General features: G+C 40.4%; 11 protein-coding genes. 2 read left to right on the top strand and 9 right to left on the bottom strand.

The features are described from left to right. Complete coding sequence (locus tag LVD17_RS16085; RefSeq protein ID WP_233760034.1) at positions 1 to 2,175, bottom strand: peptidase domain-containing ABC transporter; 2,175 nt, start codon at positions 2,173 to 2,175, stop codon at positions 1 to 3. A 6-nt stretch (positions 2,176 to 2,181) separates the two neighbouring features. Then, entirely contained in the window at positions 2,182 to 2,928 is a 747-nt protein-coding gene (locus tag LVD17_RS16080; RefSeq protein WP_233760033.1) for a TetR/AcrR family transcriptional regulator, read from the bottom strand. A gap of 123 nt (positions 2,929 to 3,051) precedes the next feature. Between LVD17_RS16080 and LVD17_RS16075 the strand changes: the two genes are divergently transcribed. Then, a complete protein-coding gene (locus LVD17_RS16075) occupies positions 3,052 to 3,801 on the top strand; it encodes a sulfite exporter TauE/SafE family protein (protein WP_233760032.1) in 750 nt (249 codons plus the stop codon). Between the two features lie 55 nt (positions 3,802 to 3,856). Here LVD17_RS16075 and LVD17_RS16070 read toward each other — a convergent pair whose 3' ends face one another. The 4 genes from LVD17_RS16070 to paaN form a co-directional block, all read right to left on the bottom strand. After that, entirely contained in the window at positions 3,857 to 4,246 is a 390-nt protein-coding gene (locus LVD17_RS16070; protein WP_233760031.1) for a VOC family protein, read from the bottom strand. 27 nt (positions 4,247 to 4,273) lie between these two features. Then, positions 4,274 to 4,801 carry a hypothetical protein gene (locus LVD17_RS16065; protein ID WP_233760030.1) on the bottom strand — a complete coding sequence of 176 codons (528 nt, stop codon included), beginning with the start codon at positions 4,799 to 4,801 and terminating at the stop codon, positions 4,274 to 4,276. 154 nt (positions 4,802 to 4,955) lie between these two features. Continuing rightward, positions 4,956 to 5,420, bottom strand: coding sequence for a MaoC family dehydratase (locus LVD17_RS16060; protein ID WP_233760029.1), 465 nt, complete (start codon positions 5,418 to 5,420; stop codon positions 4,956 to 4,958). A gap of 174 nt (positions 5,421 to 5,594) precedes the next feature. Then, positions 5,595 to 7,262 (bottom strand): phenylacetic acid degradation protein PaaN, encoded by a 1,668-nt coding sequence (gene paaN, locus LVD17_RS16055; RefSeq protein WP_233760028.1) that lies wholly within the window; start codon positions 7,260 to 7,262, stop codon positions 5,595 to 5,597. A 168-nt stretch (positions 7,263 to 7,430) separates the two neighbouring features. Between paaN and LVD17_RS16050 the strand changes: the two genes are divergently transcribed. Then, positions 7,431 to 11,642 carry a S8 family serine peptidase gene (locus LVD17_RS16050; protein ID WP_233760027.1) on the top strand — a complete coding sequence of 1,404 codons (4,212 nt, stop codon included), beginning with the start codon at positions 7,431 to 7,433 and terminating at the stop codon, positions 11,640 to 11,642. A 50-nt stretch (positions 11,643 to 11,692) separates the two neighbouring features. On the opposite strand, the gene LVD17_RS16045 is transcribed toward LVD17_RS16050, so the two are convergent. The 3 genes from LVD17_RS16045 to LVD17_RS16035 all read right to left on the bottom strand — a co-directional run bounded on the left by LVD17_RS16045 (position 11,693) and on the right by LVD17_RS16035 (position 18,000). Then, a complete protein-coding gene (locus tag LVD17_RS16045; RefSeq protein WP_233760026.1) occupies positions 11,693 to 15,889 on the bottom strand; it encodes a T9SS type A sorting domain-containing protein in 4,197 nt (1,398 codons plus the stop codon). A gap of 4 nt (positions 15,890 to 15,893) precedes the next feature. Beyond that, on the bottom strand, positions 15,894 to 16,961 hold the full coding sequence (locus LVD17_RS16040; RefSeq protein ID WP_233760025.1) for an FISUMP domain-containing protein: 1,068 nt from the start codon (positions 16,959 to 16,961) through the stop codon (positions 15,894 to 15,896). Between the two features lie 319 nt (positions 16,962 to 17,280). Next, a complete protein-coding gene (locus tag LVD17_RS16035) occupies positions 17,281 to 18,000 on the bottom strand; it encodes a DUF4197 domain-containing protein (RefSeq protein ID WP_233760024.1) in 720 nt (239 codons plus the stop codon). Positions 18,001 to 18,107 lie beyond the last annotated feature (107 nt).

Here is an 18,107-nt window from a genome sequence, read left to right as displayed (position 1 = left end):
TCAATTCAGAATATCTTTAAGTGCACCATTATTAGCCAATTCATCAAATGTGCCCTGCGCCGCAAGTTTACCTTTGCTCAGCACAATTATTCTGTCACATGCTGCCATCACCAGCGGATCATTGGACACCACCCACATCGTCCATGGGTTCTCCGGCTGGATAAGCATCGTCATCAGTGCCATTCGCTCTGGTCTGCTGAACCCACTGAAAAAATCGTTAAGGATAAGCAGTGAAGGATGTTTGGCAAGGCATCTCGCCAGTATAAGCCTGTTTACCAGGCTACTGGGCAATCCCTTGCCTCCGCTAATTACCGGAGTGTCCAGTCCCTGAGGCATGGCATTTACGTCATCAAGCGCACCTACTTTCTCCAGGGCCCAAATGGCATCTTCCGGTTTGGCGTAGGGTTTGGCCAGCAGTACATTATCCAGTATTGTGCCCTCAAAAATATCCTCCTGCGACACATTTTTCCCCACCCTGTCCCTGAGGTTATTGAGGTCCAGGTCTCGTACTGAGAAATTGTTGATTGTGACTGCCCCTTGAAAGTCAGTGAGCAAACCTGAAATTACATTGGTCAACACTGTCTTTCCTGAACCGCCGGAACCGGCAATACACACTCTTTCCCCTTTTTTAATTAATAGGTCTATTTTTCTTAATGTATAATCGTGGTTATCCTTAAATTTATATGACAATCCCTTTGCTTTGATCTCAAAACCACCATTAAAACCCTTCGGGAAAGTAAGGCCTCCGCTACGCTCCAAAGGCAGATCTGTAACCTGAGATATCTTATCTACAGCAGTCAGGACATCGTAGACTACATCCATATACATGATGATCTTCTCTACACTACTGACAATCAGAATTATAATTACTTCGGAAGCGACAAACTGACCGAGGGTGATTTCTCTCTGTACCACCAGTATGGTGCCGATAATTAAAACTCCACCAATAACCAGTGCTTTAAAAAGTACAATAAAGGAATACTGTTGAATCAAGATGCTAAAGTGGGCTTTCCTGTATTTCAGATAATTATTTGCATTTGTATCAGTACGCTTCATGGGCAGGCTGGTGTTACCTGACAATTTAAAGCTATTGATTGTACGCGCCAGTTCTTCAAGCCAATGCACAACCTGATATTTGTATTTGGACTCCTTTATAGATGACGACAGACCCTTATTACCGGTAGCATAGAAAATACCTCCGAGCGCAGCCAGCAGGAAGAGCCCGAAGAAAACAAAGAACGGGTGATAAAACGATAGCAGAAGTAACCCGAAAATAATTTGAATAACACCTGATGAAAGATCGATTAGCAGTTTGGGCAATCCTTTTTGAATAGTAAGTACATCAAAAAATCTATTCATTAGCTCAGGGGCATGGTGTTTTAAAAGAGCCTCTGCTTTAATGCGCGGAACACGGAAAGCAAATTCAAAGGCAGCCTTTATGAATACACGCCGCTGAAGGTATTCAACAAGTGTTACCTGCATAACTTGCAGCCCCCCTCCTACAAGTACTCCTATAATGACTAATGATATAAGGACGTAAACAGAACTAAAAAATACACCGCCTGAGATCAGCGAAACAACCGCCTGAATACCTAATGGAAGCGACAGGCTTATTATACCTATAAAAACAGCATACACATAGATATAGGAAATGTCTTTCTTTTCTTCGGCCAGCAAACGTATCAGCCGCTTAAATGGTGTGTAGGGTTTGACATTTTCCCCCTCATCAGGATCATCACTGACAAGACTTTTATATGAAAAAACACCTAAAAAAAGCACCTTTCCTGATTCATCCTTATACAAATCAGGCCAATTTTCATCAGTCAATTGTGTTGAGCTACTACTTTTTTCTCCGATAACTTCAAAGTATCTTTTCCCCTTCTCACTATAAAAAATAACAGGATACTTTTTCCCTTCAATTAAGGCAAAAGCAACAATTGGAATCTCAACTTCACTTATAAATCCATAAAAAGGGTTTTCATCCAATTGATTATCGAGATATATGATCCTTAGCCTGTTACCTGCTTCAATAAGATCACGCTTAAAATCCTGAACATTATCGCTATCATAATCGCGATATGTACTACTGAATTCCTGAAGGTTATTCTCATTAAAGTCCTGCTTTAATAAAGCAGAAGATCTTTGCAGTGTATTTAATATGTGTTGATTATTCATCTCAGTTTATTCGGAAGCATCAATTGTCTTAAAAACCATATCCGTTAAAAATCTTTTATTCATTTCGTATTTATTTTCAGAAGTCTTTCCGATCTCTGTAAGTGAAGGCAAATGATCAGAAAAAAACAACTGCTGATGGGCCATTTGCATCAGTGTACTCACCAGGGTATGTGGAAATTCATATTTGGGATTGATAAGCTGAACATATCCTGCTATCTTTTTACACAGAGATTTGAATCCCAAAAACAGGCCTTCTTTATTATCATCATCCACCTGTTTTGTCAGATAAGTTTTGTCTGATTCTGCTATTACTATTCTATAAAGGGCTGCCTCATCAATGGAGGCAAATAGAGGATCCTTTGGTTTCCTTTGCGCCAGGAGTTCAATTGCTATCTTCAGTTTTTCGCCCGGCTCCGTTATGTTTTGGGTGCTGAAGTCAATCCGGTACTCCAGCCAGTTCCAGTACCAGGCTATGAGATAGACCAGTAAACGATGCTTATTCTCAAAATACCGGTAAATTGAAGGCTCAGCAGACTCTATTCTGGCAGCAAGCTTTCTAAAAGTGAATTTTTCAAACCCCAGTTCATCTATCATTTCAATGCTTACCTCCAGGATTTTCCTTCCCAGCTCTGTATCTTGCGGGTCTCGCACGTACAGGTTGTTATTCATGTGGAGCTTTAATGCTGTCATTATTACTACTTCTATTTTTGATAGCAATACTATCATTAATAACTGTAATACTAAACGACTCATAACACAAAATGTTTAGCTACTGTTGTATTTTCTTTTACAAAAAAGAAAATAAGCTATTTAGTAGTTTGAGAGTTCTTTTTTAATTCCTGATTCTAATTAGTTTAGCGATGTATATTTTTTATCATGGATGCACTTGACTTTATTGTTCTTATAGGTACCGGTTTAGCTGCCGGTTTTATTAATACTGTTGCCGGCGGAGGATCACTGCTTAGCCTGCCGATTTTGATATTTATGGGGTTACCGCCTGCTGTGGCGAATGCTTCCAACCGTGTTGCTATATTCTCTCAGAACATATTTGGCGTGCTGGGCTTTAAATCCAAAGGTGTATCGGCTTATCCTTATAGCCTCTATCTGGGTATTTCTGCTTTCTTCGGCGCAATAATAGGCGCTAAAATATCGGTAAAGCTGGATGATGAGCTATTTAATAAAATCATTGCTATCGTTATGGTATTAGTCGTACTGGCTACAGTTTTTAGCAGAAAAACCGTAACTGGAACAAGTGCCGAACGGACTGATACAAAATCCACAATAACAGGTGTCATCATTTTCTTTTTTGTAGGAATTTATGGTGGATTTATCCAGGCTGGCGTAGGCTTTCTGATCATGGCCGCTTTAACCGGGATCAACAGATTTACGCTTGTAAAAACAAATAGTGCAAAAGTCCTGGTTGTTTTTATTTACACACTCTCTTCTCTGGGGGTTTTCATTCTCGAAGGCGTTATCGACTGGTATTATGGCCTTACCCTGGTGGTTGGCAATTCCGCCGGCGCCTGGATCGGCAGCCGTTGGTCTGTCAAAAGTGGCGATAAGTGGATTAAAAGGGTTCTTGTAGTAATGGTCATTGGCTTGGCAATTAAGCTATGGTTCTTTTAGTTAAGGTTAATGAGAGTGCCTTAAAAGCTATTGGTCTTTTAAAGCACCCTGTATACTAATCCAGTTGAACCACTACTATTTCATTGCCATATAGATCGAAGCAATGAAAAAATTTATATTCCGGGGTAATCACGAGCTCTGTTTTCATTTTCACTCCATTGTCCTTTAACTTGTTATACAGCTCCTTAAGTGTATCGGTATAAATAACCAAAGCAGGCTGGCCTGCCGTTTGACTACCAATTCTTTCTTTTCCCTTTTTTCCATCCGCTTTTAAAAACCAGATTCCTAAGGCATCCGTTTTACCAGTACCTATATGTAAAAAGCGCTGACCTACATCTGTCGTAACATCGTGAAGGATATTGAACCCAAAGTTTGATTGATAAAAATTAAGTGCCTGATCATAGTCTTCTACCAGAATGACCATTCTTCCAATTTGATTTTTCATAGCTGTAATTGATTGATGTGAGATTTGTTATAATTTCAAATAGTTGGACTTTGCCTTTTCACTTAAAACCTGCCAGGCCATTTCATCCGTAGGCCTTACCCAGTCATAGGCTACAGCCTGCCATTCTGCCTGACAGGCGTCCAATTCCAGGCCTTTTATATATTCCTCCCCGCAAACAATAATATCACTCCAGAAAGCCAACAGATAGCCTCCATGCTTTTGATGATACTCCATTGCAGGTTGGTATTGTTTAAACCAGGAATGAACATATGGGACGAGGTGCGGCCGGTACAGGCAATCTTTCTCAACCACAAAATGCTTAAGGTCAGACCAGCTTTTAAAGCCTCTCTCTAAAGCTAATACCTGATAGGCATGTTTTAATTTTACATGCTTGCCTTGGGTTATCAGGATATCTGCTTTATTGAAAAGGCCCGGAATTACCTTAAACCTTGATAAAGTCCCGGCGGTTTGGGTCGAATTATTTGTTAGGTCTTTGAGAAGAAAAGTGGCCTCAAGCTTTAGCTCATTTAGCCGGACAGGTTTTAAGTTGTGCATAATAATTTCCTAAAGTGCCACCTCCCACATCTGGCGGAAATTAAAATTAACAACCGTATTTATTATTGGCAAAGGGTGAGTTTATCTTTTGTGGGAACAGGCTGCCCTTCGCAACCTATTCCAAACCTAATCATTTTTTGTTTATTATACAATGCTACTCAAAATGATACAAAAAGATCAGTGAACCTGTGAAAGCTGGTTTTTTGTTGTCCTTTATCTCCAGTTCGATATCCAATTGTGCTTTTGTAACCCCTCGAAGGTTAAGCAGTGATTGCAGTTTGGCTCTAAGCCTTACTTCACTGTTAACCAGCACAGGCTGATTGAATTTTAATTTTTCAATGCCATAGTTGATCATCATTTTAACATTCTCAAATTCGGCTATTTGTTTCCAGAGGTATGGAGCAACAGCAAGGGTTAGATACCCATGCGCTATAGTGCTTTTAAAAGGGCTTTCGGTAGCAGCCCTTTCGGGGTCAATGTGTATCCATTGCGGATCAAGTGTAGCTTCGGCGAATTTATTGATTTGCTCCTGGGTTATTTTCAGGTAATCAGACACCCCCAACTCCTGTCCCAGGTACTTTTCAAACTCGTCAAAGCTACCAATTACTAATTTATTCATGGCTAAGATTATGGTTTCTTATGCTTGGTTTTAATGGGCATAAAGATACAAATAGTGACGGATTAAGGAACCAAAATAAGACAATTAGAGATCTCTCAGAGAGCGGCTAATAAAAGAGGCCGGATACTTTCTGACCCGGCCTCTCAAAACTTTAATATCCAAATGTCTAAATATCTAAACCTTCGCAGGCTCTCTGTGACCCACCCAGGTAAACCTTTTAACCACATACTCAGGGTTAGTGAAAGAAGCATTACCGGCAGGGTTCCCTCCCGTGACATGGAAATCGCTAAAGCCTGCGTTTTGGTTCATATAAATACCTCCCACCAGGTTAAATGACACCGGTGTAGCTGCAAGAGCCATTTCATCTGCTATTTTTTCCTTTACATCCGGATCATTGGTATAGGCACCACAAGAGATTGCTCCATGATCTAAAGCCATCTCTCTGGCCAAAGCAACGGAGTGGTCAGTATCATTTGTTTTAATGAGTAAGCCTATCGGTCCAAAGAGTTCCTTGCTGAATTTTTCTTTATCAGCCGCATCTACTTCAATTAGTACCGGGGTTGAGATTCTTGCGTTTTTAAACATTGGGTTTTCAATACTTCGCGACTCCAGCCATACTTTTCCTCCCATGTTTTTGGCTTCATCTACCCGGTCACATGTCCTCTTATTTTGTATAGTACCTAACACAAACGGCCCTGCCTTTGGGTTATCTACCAACCCGTTAATATTATCTACAAGCTTTTGAGCGAATTCATCAAAACTGACCTTACCATTGGGTGTGTTAATACCGTCTTTGGGAATATAAAAGTTCTGTGGTGCGGTACACATTTGTCCTGAATACAGTGTCAATGAGAAAGCCAGATTGGCAGCCACTTTATCTACATCGTCAACAGAATCCAGAATAGCAGAATTAACACCTGTCTTCTCTGTAAATACAGCTTTTCCCTCCAGCCTTTCAAGGTAGCTTCCAAACTCCGAGTTACCTGTAAAGTCAATCACTTTAACATCTTTGTGCTCCGCAAGGTCTTTGGAGATCATTTTGTCGTAGCTATCAACAGCCAGTTGACAAATGTTAGGGTCAAGATTGTTTTCAACAAGTACTTTCTGAATCTCCGCAACAAAAATGGCTATAGGCAAAATTGCCCCGGGATGAGGTTTTACAATTACCGGATTTCCCGTGATCAGACTTGCATATATTCCGGGTACTGAATTCCAGGTAGGAAAAGTCGAACAGCCTATAACAAGTCCTATTCCTTTAGGCACTGCTCTCCATTCTTTATCCAGTTTAATATTGTATTTGCCCATGGGCTTATCCCATATAACCCCGCTTGGAAACCTTTTCAGCTCCTCGTACCCTGTTGCTATAGCCTCAAGTGCCCTGTCTGCAGCATGCGGTCCCGAAGCCTGAAAAGCCATCATATAGCCTTGTCCGGTGGTATGCATGGTAGCGTAGGCTATTTCAAAAAAGCGCTCTTTTATCCTCTCTAGTGACTCAATCAATATTCCCGCTCTATCCTCAACATCTACTTTCCTCCATTGGTGGAAGGCTTTATTTGCATTTTCTACCAGGGTTTCAATAGGGTATGCGGGGTATTGAATATTGAGCGCCTCCTGAAGGTAGGGCGACTCTTCCACTCCTACCCAGTTTGCAGCGGCACCTTGCTGTAGCTCCTCAAATTTCTTACCCATTGAGCCCTGAAATTTCTTACGCCCGTCTTCGTCCGCAGTTTCTCCATACACTTGTGGTGAAGGGTGTTCAGGATAGGCTGCAAAAAAACCTCTTTTATGAAGAGCTTCAATAGATTTATTTAAAATATCTTTATGTTTTTCGAATAAACTCATGGTATTGAATATTTGAATTATTATTAAGCTATGGTGAAACGATTGTGGAGCGAATATAAGCTTTATTGACCTATTTTTTAAATGATTTAATAATAAGAGGAACCAAACTTTTCTGGTTTACCTTAGTATTTTTTACCATATTAATAGAAGAATTAACAAGCCCAAAGATTGAAGTATTTTATACTATTTTTTTTATACTTATTCGTTTCACTTTACTCCTTCAGCCAGCAAAGAGTATATACTTTGTCAGACCAGCAGGAGTATGATCCCTCTGTTATTATTGTCAGGCTAAAATCTTCCTCCATTGCCAGTGCCAGAGGTGGGGAAGCTTCATTGAAATCACTCCCTGCTTTCGAAAAAAACCGCATCACCAGCATTGAACCGGCGCTTTCTTATATTAGAGACATCAGTCCGACCGCCAGAGTAGCAGGAGAAAAACCTCATCCACTGTCGAATATCTATCGTATCACTATTGAACCCGGACAAAAAGTTATCGATGTGATCAATGATTTACTGAAATATGATGAAGTTATATATGCTGAACCATATTTTAATCATAGACCACTCCTTATCCCGAACGACCCGGAAGCCAAACCGGGTATAGGCAGACAAACTTATCTTAGTGTAATCAATGCTTATGATGCATGGACTATAGAACAAGGTGATACAACGGTAGTGATTGCCGTTCTGGACACGGGTACCGAACTCAACCATGAAGACATTAAAGACAATATAAGCTACAATTATCAGGACCCCATCAATGGTGTAGATGACGATGGAGACGGACTGGTCGATAACTTCCAGGGTTGGGACATTGCAAATAATGACAACATTCCGGAATCGGATACCGACGAGCATGGCTTACTGGTCAGCGGGCTCTCATCCGCAACCACAAATAATGAAACCGGAATTGCGGGCACCGGTTATAAGTCGAGATTAATGCCTATAAAGATATTTCTTAGTGGTTTCGGATCTTTCAGCAAGGGCTATGAAGCTATAGCTCTGGCGGCGGATCTGGGCTGTCAGGTAATCAACCTTTCATGGGGCAGCCCCAATTCATACTCGCAATTTGGTCAGGATATTATCAATTATGCCGTACTGGAAAAGAATGCTGCCATAGTGGCTGCAGCAGGCAATACGAACGATTTTCTGGACTTTTATCCGGCTTCATACGATAATGTGATATCTGTTGGTGCTACAACTATTTTTGACGAAAAACCTGCATGGTCAACCTACAGCCATAATATTGATATTGTGGCGCCCGGCCAGAACGTTTACAGCTCCCGAAAAGGTAATTCGTATGGCTTCAGTCTCGGAACCTCTCTTTCTTCTCCTTTAGTAGCAGGGACACTGGCACTTTTAAGAGCAAGATTTCCTGATCTTACGGCCCAGCAGATTATGGAGCGTGTTCGCGTGACAGCAGATAATATTTATGATAAGCCTGCCAACCAACCTTTTACAGGACAAATGGGAAAAGGCCGGCTAAATATGCTCAATGCACTTACTGATAATCTTTCACCCTCTGTAAGGATTACCGGTTTTGATTACAACAATGGATCCGGAAGCTACGCATTTTATGGCGATACGCTCACAATCACAACTGAACTGACCAACTACCTTTCTAAAACCACCGCTTCTGCAACAGCTACTTTGTCCAGTCCTTCTCCTTATGTGACCATACTGGACGGTGAATTTAAACTTGGTACAATTCAGACTTTAGGCACTAAGACAAATACTGGTTCTCCGTTTATGGTCCTGCTTCATAATAATCTACCTCCGGAACAGGATATTTACTTCCGGGTAGATTTTAATGATGGTGCATACACTGATTTTCAATATTTTAAAATCAAAAGTTCGCCTGATTATATCACACTAAACTCAGGCAACCTGGGTATTACGGTAGGTAGCAATGGTAATCTTGGTTATAACAAAGACGGAAAACTTAACGGTGTAGGAATCACTTTTAAAGGTACTAAGATCCTTGAAAATATTGGGGTTATCAATGCTTTGAGTCCAACTACCGTGGCTGACAACGCTCCGGTATTTTTAGCCGTTCATGAGCGTTCAAAAGATTTTACGGCTTATAAAAACATTAAATTCTACAATAATTCTGTAGCTGATTTCGATGCACGAAATACCTTTTTGCATGAGTCCGACAACCTTGACATAATAGTTGAGCAAAAAACATTGTCGTGGGAAACACCTGCAGAAGACAATTTCAAAATTCTGGAATACCGTATAACTAATACAGGTACCAGTCCTTTGTCGGATTTGCATACGGCCATCTTTGCGGATTGGAATCTGAACAGTAAAGATTTTAACAAGGCTGACTGGGATGCCGCACATAACCTTGGATATGTCAGAGATCCGGCAAGCGATACATTATACGCTGGTCTGGCGCTTTTAAGCAATCAAGATCCTATATACTTTGCCATTAACAATAAAAACTTTAATGGTAACATTGCGGATATATCAACGTCAATTACTGACAGTAAAAAGTATAGCCTGGTCTCGCAAGGCATAGGCCATACAAGTGCAGGAGTAGTTAATAATGGCAATGATGTGTCTCATGTGTTAGGTGGCACCATCACGAGTCTTGATATTAATAAGAGTGAGAAGGTCGCAATCGCTGTAGTAGCCGGCAATTCTTTGTCGGACTTACAAAATTCAGTACTTCAGGCCCAGGCCAAGTATCAGGAGTACCTTAACTCACCTCCTCTGCTTTACACTGCCTATACCTGTCTTAATACCTCAACGATAATAGATCCACCTCAAGGTGATATATATGAATTCTATAGCGATATAAATCTGAGTAACCTGCTTACCACCGGTACTTCTTATAGTACCCCTATAGTGAGTACTCCGCAGACCTATTATGCCATTAACAAAGATAAAGCCTTTGATGGTGATTTGGTACGAGTAATAGCTGCGCCAAAGCTTGTAAATACTGACTTTTCAATATCACCCTCCCCCCTATTACTAGATGAAACAGGAAAGACGACCGTAAGTATAACGGATAACAGCCAGGATGCTGTTGCATGGCAGTGGGACTTTGATAATGGTTATACTGCTACAGTAAAAAACCCAATAATGAATTTCCCCGAAACAGGATCTTATACTATTCAGTTGACTGCGACTAATGATCTGGGGTGTACAGAAATGACTTCAAAGAATCTTAAAGTGGCCTACAAAAGCAACAAACCAAACATCAATAACCAAAATATCTGCAAAGGTGAAAGTGTAACCCTGTCGGCCACCAATGCTACTCTGCTAAAGGTATACGCTGATGCCCTTCTTACAAATGAAATATTTAGCGGAACGAGCTTCTCTTCCGGGGATATTTACTCGGATACGGCATTTTATATTACAAGTGTTGACTCTCTGTATGAAAGCAACCCCAAAAAAGTGAATATTTATACAAGTAAAGTAAAAGCTGACTTCACCTACTCCATAGATACTCTTAATCTGAACCAGAAAAACTTGTTGCACTTCACCAGTAAAAGTGAAAATGAGGCTTTGTACTATTGGTTAGTTGATAATAGTCTGGCTAAAGTGGGAGGCGACTTAAGTTTTAACTACAGCGACCTCAGTTCCTTTGAGGTTATGCTTATAGCTGAAGATTTAAATAGCTGCCTCGACTCTCTTACAGAAGAAATTATACCGACAATAAGTCCGAGTCCGACTAGCCAGATACATGATATTTGCAAGGAAGGCAGTGTAACCATCTCCCCTGACTCCGGACAGGTATTCTATTTCTATAGTGACTCAGGGCTTATGGAGCTTCAGCATAAAGGTTCCTCCATTAAACTAGATCAGATTGTATCAGATACTTCAATATACATAACAAATATAGATAGTCTGAAAGAAAGTACCGCCACAGAAATAAAGGTCAATGTCAGTAAACTGAAAGCGGAATTTAGTGCAGTTTATATTCCGGAAGGAGGCTCAACGATCATAACAAACAACAGTACGGGAGCGACATCATATGCCTGGGTAATAGAAGGCGACACGGTAAGCTTAGCAGCTGAGCCTGATATAAAAGTAACCCAAACAGGCAATTACAAGCTTGAGCTATATGTAAAGGATAATATGGATTGTCAGGACTCCATTTCGCATCCGGTTATCCTGGAGGTAGTAAGTGGCTTTTATGATGAACCATTCAGCCAGATCAAGCTATATCCTAACCCCACTACCGGACGTGTAAACATATCCAATCGAGGTGATGCAGAAATAGAAGTGCTTACCACCGGGGGACAATTGCTTATAAAAGTACCTACGCATGAAAATCAAATAAACCTCGAAGAGCTTCCTGATGGCACTTACCTCATCAAAGTACAGACTAAGGGCCGTACTTTTTACAGGAAGGTCGTGAAGGAGTAGTATGTTCCTGCTGCCACCTTCCTCGCAACCCCAACCTACCTCATAATACCTCAACGATGTACAACCGAGCGCCTGATCATTTGCCCTTGTGCATAAAAGGTAACAAAGTAAAGACCAGCCGGATACTCTCCCATCGGGATTTTAAAAGATTTCATTCCTTTCACAATATGACCATCGTATACGCACAGACCTGATGACGAGTAAACTCTTATTGGCCCGTCTTCAATTAAAGGCTGATCAAATACAAGCATTACATCACCTTCGGTAGGGTTTGGATAAATCTTAAATTGATCATACCGGTTATCGTTCATACCGGTAACCGCAGCATTGGGTGGCATTATTTTAATTTGTTTGTATGCACCCTGATAAATCTCCTTTGTTCGTGTCCGGGATAAATGGGTGTCATGAACATAAGCAACAATCAAGAAAGTATCAGTCGGATTATAAGTAAAATCAGGGCTCCAATATTCAGTAACTGTTTCTGTACGAGATAAATCATTTGGCAACCAATCATTATAGATATATGTCCCTGAAGCATCCGGCAAAAGTTTTCTTAGTACATTATGAAAAGTTCTTCCATTGGCTTCGAAACTCTTTTGTAGTATGCCTATTTCCAGCACAAGCGGAGAAAAAATGGTATCAACAGTTGGATTCTTTACAATTTCAACATCAATTTTCAGGCCTTCCCCTTCCCTGCCCTGGTTGGCACCGTCCGTTACTACGGTATCTGAAATAATCAAATTAAATGGTGCATCAATAATGGTCCGTTTTGCATACTCATCCTTTCCCCATTCGTCTTCACTGAAAGGGTCGTTTCTATACTTCACGCCAAATATACCGTCCATTACAGTTCTTGGAACATCATTTACACCATACTCAAGAGCATGCGCACTTTGATCAGACTTGTTGAGCAAATAAACCGGATCCGAAGCGGGATATGAGGTATGGTATTCAATTTTCACTGATTCAAGAGGGCGTGCATTGGCAAAATCATCTATGTAGTTATTTTCTGCTTCATTACCCTCCGCTCCCACGTTGGTGAAATGTTCAAGAACGATCATTCTGTTTCTCTCCCTGATGGCAAAATTATCAAAAGCAAACCCATCATAATTATTTTCTCTTCCCTCACCAAGTTGAAGACTTGCAAATGCTATTCTAAACCTTACCGGTTTACCTCCAGCTTTTTCTTTTACAGCATCTAAAGAAATCCGGGCTTTTTTCCACTCTTCGGTTCCCCCTTCCCAACCAATGGTTTGCCCTCCGGGCGATGCAGCTATACCGGCAGAATTAAACCAGTTAATTCCTCCTTCTATTTCTCCTAGTGTCTGCCATTGAACCTCCTCACTGGCCACCGCATTATCGCTTATAGTATATTGCAAGGTAGTACCCTCAAACTTGTCCGTAAAATGCCTGATATCCACATCGATTTTAGGCTTATCCCATATGTCAAGGTTAAAACACGGACTTTCAACCCATGAGTCTTCATTATCATTGAATACACCTGTGATATCGTTGGCTGTAACCCATGCAGGGCTATTGTTGATTTCGGTGATCTGCCAACTACTATTGGTTGCCAATCCATTTGCATTATCATTTTCCCTGGTTGATATCCAGCCTCCACCATCAAGATTGAATGTTTCCAGATAAACCTTATTATTAACAGCTGCGTCCATTATTTCATATACCGATACGAACTGGCTTAAGGTATCTGCACAGCCGAGTGCTGTTTCCACGACCAGCGCAGCTTCATAGACACCTCCTCCGGGAAATTCGTGACTCACAAGATGACCATCTACCTGAGCTAAACTATCAGGATCATGAAAATTCCAATAAACGTTCTGAATACTATCTCTAAGTGCCGAGCCTCCCAATGATTTAGAGCTGTTAAAGGTCACCCTGTTATCCTCGGAGCAATTGCTGAAAAAAGTAAAATTCGCCTGGGGAAACTCTCCAACACGAATAGAAACAGCCGTCGCAGGACCTATACATCCAATATCCGCATTGCGGGGCCTTACTGAAAAATCAAAGACATCAGGAAATGAAGTATTAACCCCCGGATCAAGACTATCGGCTACTGCCAATAAGAACCCCTGACTATTATACCAGGTAATATCCACTGTATCGGGCTTGTCAATCTTTATAAAACCTACATCATCTCCCATACAAAAATCAAACTGTAATGGATCTGCTGAAAGTGGCGCAGGTAATGGCACTACCCTTATAGTATCTGTCATCTCAGCAACACAGCCAAACTCACTTACATACTCATAAACAATAACATAACCTTTATCATTATTATAGGTGAGGATGTTTTCCGCAGGGGTTCCGTTAGGCGCATCAGCAGAGTTAAAAAAGAAGGTTAAGTCTGTTAAAGGTACTGCATTGTTAACATCAGGAGCAGGCTGATCAAGATCTAGAATACTAAAAGTCTTTACCACATCATTAGTACCTAGGGGGTTACCAACGATTTTAATAGAAGAAGCATCTTCACAATAGCTTTCTTCCAAAGGCAGCTCTCCCGCCAATACAATTTCCAAATCCGGAATACCCTGTACATCAATTGTTTGTTCAACACTCTGAACAATTGCATTATTATCTTCGTAGGTTATATTCATTACTACTTCTTCCCCTACTTGCAAGGCATTACGAACCATATCAGGGTCAATGAAATAACCACTCGAAAGACCTCCGTTATAATCTGAATTCAAACTTCCTGTAAGAATATTTGGTGTTGAAGTAATGCTCATTAAATCGCCCTCTACACCCTCTCCTAACCACCCAATCGGAATAAGATTAACGGCATCATAGCAAATCCCATTATTTTGAAGTCCTAAAATCTGAGTTCTTGAGTTATCAAAAACCTCAAAGGTAAATACAACATCAGGTTTACAAGGTTGATCATTATAAAAAGTTATTTCATAAAGTCCGGGTTTCTTGCCTACATTATTTGTTAGAAATTCATCACCATTTTGTACTCCGATTCCTGAGAATGAGCCGGTCTGATCGGCAGAAAGTCCCATCCCGACAGAAGTAACCGGGATAGCAAATGTCTGTCCGTCCTGAACGGTACTCGTTTGATTAGTCACAAGATCAGTCAGGGTAATGACAGGCGGTGTGCTTGAAGTAACCGTAACGGTAATGCTGGCACTGGTTCCGACACAGGTGGTATTACTACCCGAAGAAACGGCGTAGATCTTATCACCATCTTGCAGGCTTGAAGATGCAAATGTTGTTCCTGTACCCAGTACAGTCGCACTCCCTTCCTTGTAAAATTTATATGGATCAGTGCCTCCTGATGGAGTAAAAATTACTTCATCTCCGCCACATATAGTAACTGATGAGGCATTTCCTGCACCATTATGACTTAGGCTTACTGTTTCATTAGCTCTAACAGTGATAAAACCTACCACATCGTTAACAGAAAGACCCGGGTATGAGAAGTCAACATTAGCCAAAGTAATATTATAGGTACCCGGAGCAACATTACCGGCAACATTCACTTTTATTCCTGATAGTTTAATAATATCTAAATAGTCAGCACCTGAAACATCGCCATGTTCAAAACCAATAAACAGAACATCAACTCCACCAAAATTTTCATAGCCAAAAGAAGTATTATCAACTACAATATCCGAATCATTACCATTGTTAACAGTAATACTACCACCGCCGGAATCAAAACTGAACCCACTAGGCAGGGTCAACTTCAAATCCTGATGCGAATTTTGCCCGTTTTCATCATAAAAATTTCCCTCAAACCCTTCACGAATAATAATGGTAGCTAAATTAGCAGTTCCTCCAACACACACCTTGTTAGAAGCGGTAATGTTATCTATGCTTGACAAACCTCCGGTAGTAAAATTAAGCGTAAAAATTCCACTAGGCTCATTTGAGTTATTTTCAACCGAATCAACAGTTATGCTATAATTGGAATTTGGAGAGAGGAGATCATTAAAACTAATTGTAAATTTCCTTTTAGGCGGGTTAATTGTTACATCAAACCCTGTATTAATAACTTGCCCGTTAAGTGTGACAGAAATCAGATTATCGGCATTGTTATCATTAATTGCGCTATCATCCAAGTTTCTCAGAAACTGATCATAAGGTATGGCAATTTCATTGTGCCTTACAGGTATTTTTGTTCCCTCTAAAGGCTCTGTTGCCGTGGAATCCACTTTAGGAGCGGTGGAAAAAACTTTCACAGAGAATAAAAAACAAAAGCTTATGAGCAGTAAGAATTTTGCCATGATTTTAATCTTTAATTAGCCTAACACTGGTAGCTATCTTTCCTGAAAGGAAATAATTATCAATGGCATCAGAAGAAGATATCTCAAAATTGCTCATTTCGGTCTGCTCATTCACATTAACTTCTGAAGACCAATAATTGCCATAGCCCCCTAATGTACCAAAGGTACCATTATCTTCCCTGTTGCCTGCTCTTTGTAAGCCCATAGATCCTTCTTTAAGGGATTTTCCTGCTGTAGACATACCACCTGCTGTAGATATCAGCATCTCCCAATCGGCCTGAGATGGCAATTTCCAGCCTTCGGGTGCCATTTCAGAAGCCACGTACCAGGTATATAGCCTGCCGTGGGTATCACAGTTAACAGCCACATCTTCAGGGCACCATGATGATGTTGAATCAGAAGCATTGGTATTAAGGTTAAAGTTTTCTCCCAACCATATCTGATCTCCCATTTTAACTACATTATATATTTGTCCGTCACGATCGTCAGTGAAGGTTTTCAGAACTGCGGCCGTAATGTTAGCGCTAGCCTCACATCCGTTTGCATCTTTTACCTTAACTGAGTGATCTATAGCATCTACATCAAAACTACTGGCAGATTGAAAACTGCCATCATCAAGAGCATATTCGTAAGGAGCAGTTCCTCCGTTAACTTCAGTTTCGATGCTGTAACCTCCTGAAGTAAGGGTAAGCGTCAACTCAGTGCAATTGTACACTTCAAAGCTTACAGAACTTGTTACGGGATTCAACTCATTAACAGATACTGTTATTTTCCCAGTTGTAGCATTAACAGGTACCGTGGTCTTAATTTCGGTAGCAGTCGATGAAGTTACAGAAGCTTGTACTCCATTGAAACTTACTATATTGTCAGGCGCTGTAGTGCTGAAATTTGTACCTTTAATCGTTACAACATCGCCTACCTCACCCTTAACGGGGTCAATACCGGTAATCGTCGCCTGAGCTGGCCCGCCATCGCCATCATCATCACTACATGAAGAAGAAACTGCCATTATAGTAAGTAAGATTAAAGCCAGTAATGATTTTTTAGTTGGTTCGGAGAAGTAAATTTTCATGGTTTTTAGTTGGTTTCTTAGCAAAAAAGCAAATGTAATAATTTTATTATATAATTTACTTCCATGTAAGAGTATCAGCAGTATGTTACTATTTTATAAGTCTTATCTTTCAAAATAAGACACTTGTACCAAAGCTACAATTCCTGACGCAAACCAATATATTCAATAATTAATGTACTAAAAACCAGAACAATAAGCAAATTAGACGGCGACTTAGCGAGATAATATTATATTAATATTATTGATAAAAATATAACCATAATATAAATTTCGATATCATACACATATTGATTTCTACCATGCTCAGTACTTTCATAAATTAATCCTGGGCTGCAAAAACCTTTTTCAACAATTCGGTAGTTCTTGCAACAGGGTCCTGGCGGATTTTTTCCTCCTCTTGGGCAACAAGGTAGAAAAGCCCCTCTATGGCCCTATCCGTAGCGTAATCATCCAGATCAGGATTTACTTTTTCAACAAAAGGAATTTTGTTGTAGGTCGTTACTATATCTCCATAATATTTGGTAGCATTTACCTTATCGAGAGAGCTTTTAATTACGGGCTTAAACTTAGATTTTAATTGTGCTGAGGTAGTCTTTATAAGGTATTGGGTTGCAGCATTATCGTCCCCTTTCAATATTCCCCAGGCATCCTGGATGGTCATTGACTTTATTGCATTTATGAAAATTGGCTTTGCCTCTTTTGCTGCATCCTCAGCGCCCCTGTTAAGGGTCATCACAAACTTGTCTACTTCATTGCCCAAGCCTATCTGTCTTAGCTTTTCTTCAACACGCTGCACATCAGGAGGAAAAGGTATCTTTATCTTGGGGTTTTTAAAATAGCCATCAATTTTAGATGCTTCCGCAGATCCGGTAGATATACCCTTTATCAAAGCTTCCTTGAGTCCCGCTACAACTTGCTCCGTAGACAGTGACTCTTCACCAATGGCCTTGTTAATATCACCAATGGTTTTATTAATCTGGGTTGTAGTACAAGCCGCCAACACAATCACCAGAGATGCAACAGTCAGTATTTTTTTCAATGTATTTTTTATTAATTTCAAACTAATTTAAGAAAAGATCCCTTCTAATAAAACGGGGATCAGCAATACTAATCTCTGTTTTTATTGCCCACGAAATCTCAATTTCA

The organism is Fulvivirga ulvae, from assembly GCF_021389975.1.
Taxonomy (GTDB): domain Bacteria; phylum Bacteroidota; class Bacteroidia; order Cytophagales; family Cyclobacteriaceae; genus Fulvivirga; species Fulvivirga ulvae.
Note: the sequence above shows the minus strand (reverse complement) of the source record. Positions and strands in the feature narration are given on the sequence as shown.

What these genes read in the sequence shown, in the direction of transcription:
- LVD17_RS16060 (WP_233760029.1), bottom strand. Translation starts at nt 5,420, where the DNA reads ATGAATAAATTAGTAATTGGTAGCTTTGACGAGTTTGAAAAGTACCTG.
- LVD17_RS16070 (WP_233760031.1), bottom strand. Translation starts at nt 4,246, where the DNA reads ATGAAAAATCAAATTGGAAGAATGGTCATTCTGGTAGAAGACTATGAT.
- LVD17_RS16085 (WP_233760034.1), bottom strand. Translation starts at nt 2,175, where the DNA reads ATGAATAATCAACACATATTAAATACACTGCAAAGATCTTCTGCTTTA.
- LVD17_RS16065 (WP_233760030.1), bottom strand. Translation starts at nt 4,801, where the DNA reads ATGCACAACTTAAAACCTGTCCGGCTAAATGAGCTAAAGCTTGAGGCC.
- paaN (WP_233760028.1), bottom strand. Translation starts at nt 7,262, where the DNA reads ATGAGTTTATTCGAAAAACATAAAGATATTTTAAATAAATCTATTGAA.
- LVD17_RS16080 (WP_233760033.1), bottom strand. Translation starts at nt 2,928, where the DNA reads ATGAGTCGTTTAGTATTACAGTTATTAATGATAGTATTGCTATCAAAA.
- LVD17_RS16045 (WP_233760026.1), bottom strand. Translation starts at nt 15,889, where the DNA reads ATGGCAAAATTCTTACTGCTCATAAGCTTTTGTTTTTTATTCTCTGTG.
- LVD17_RS16040 (WP_233760025.1), bottom strand. Translation starts at nt 16,961, where the DNA reads ATGAAAATTTACTTCTCCGAACCAACTAAAAAATCATTACTGGCTTTA.
- LVD17_RS16075 (WP_233760032.1), top strand. Translation starts at nt 3,052, where the DNA reads ATGGATGCACTTGACTTTATTGTTCTTATAGGTACCGGTTTAGCTGCC.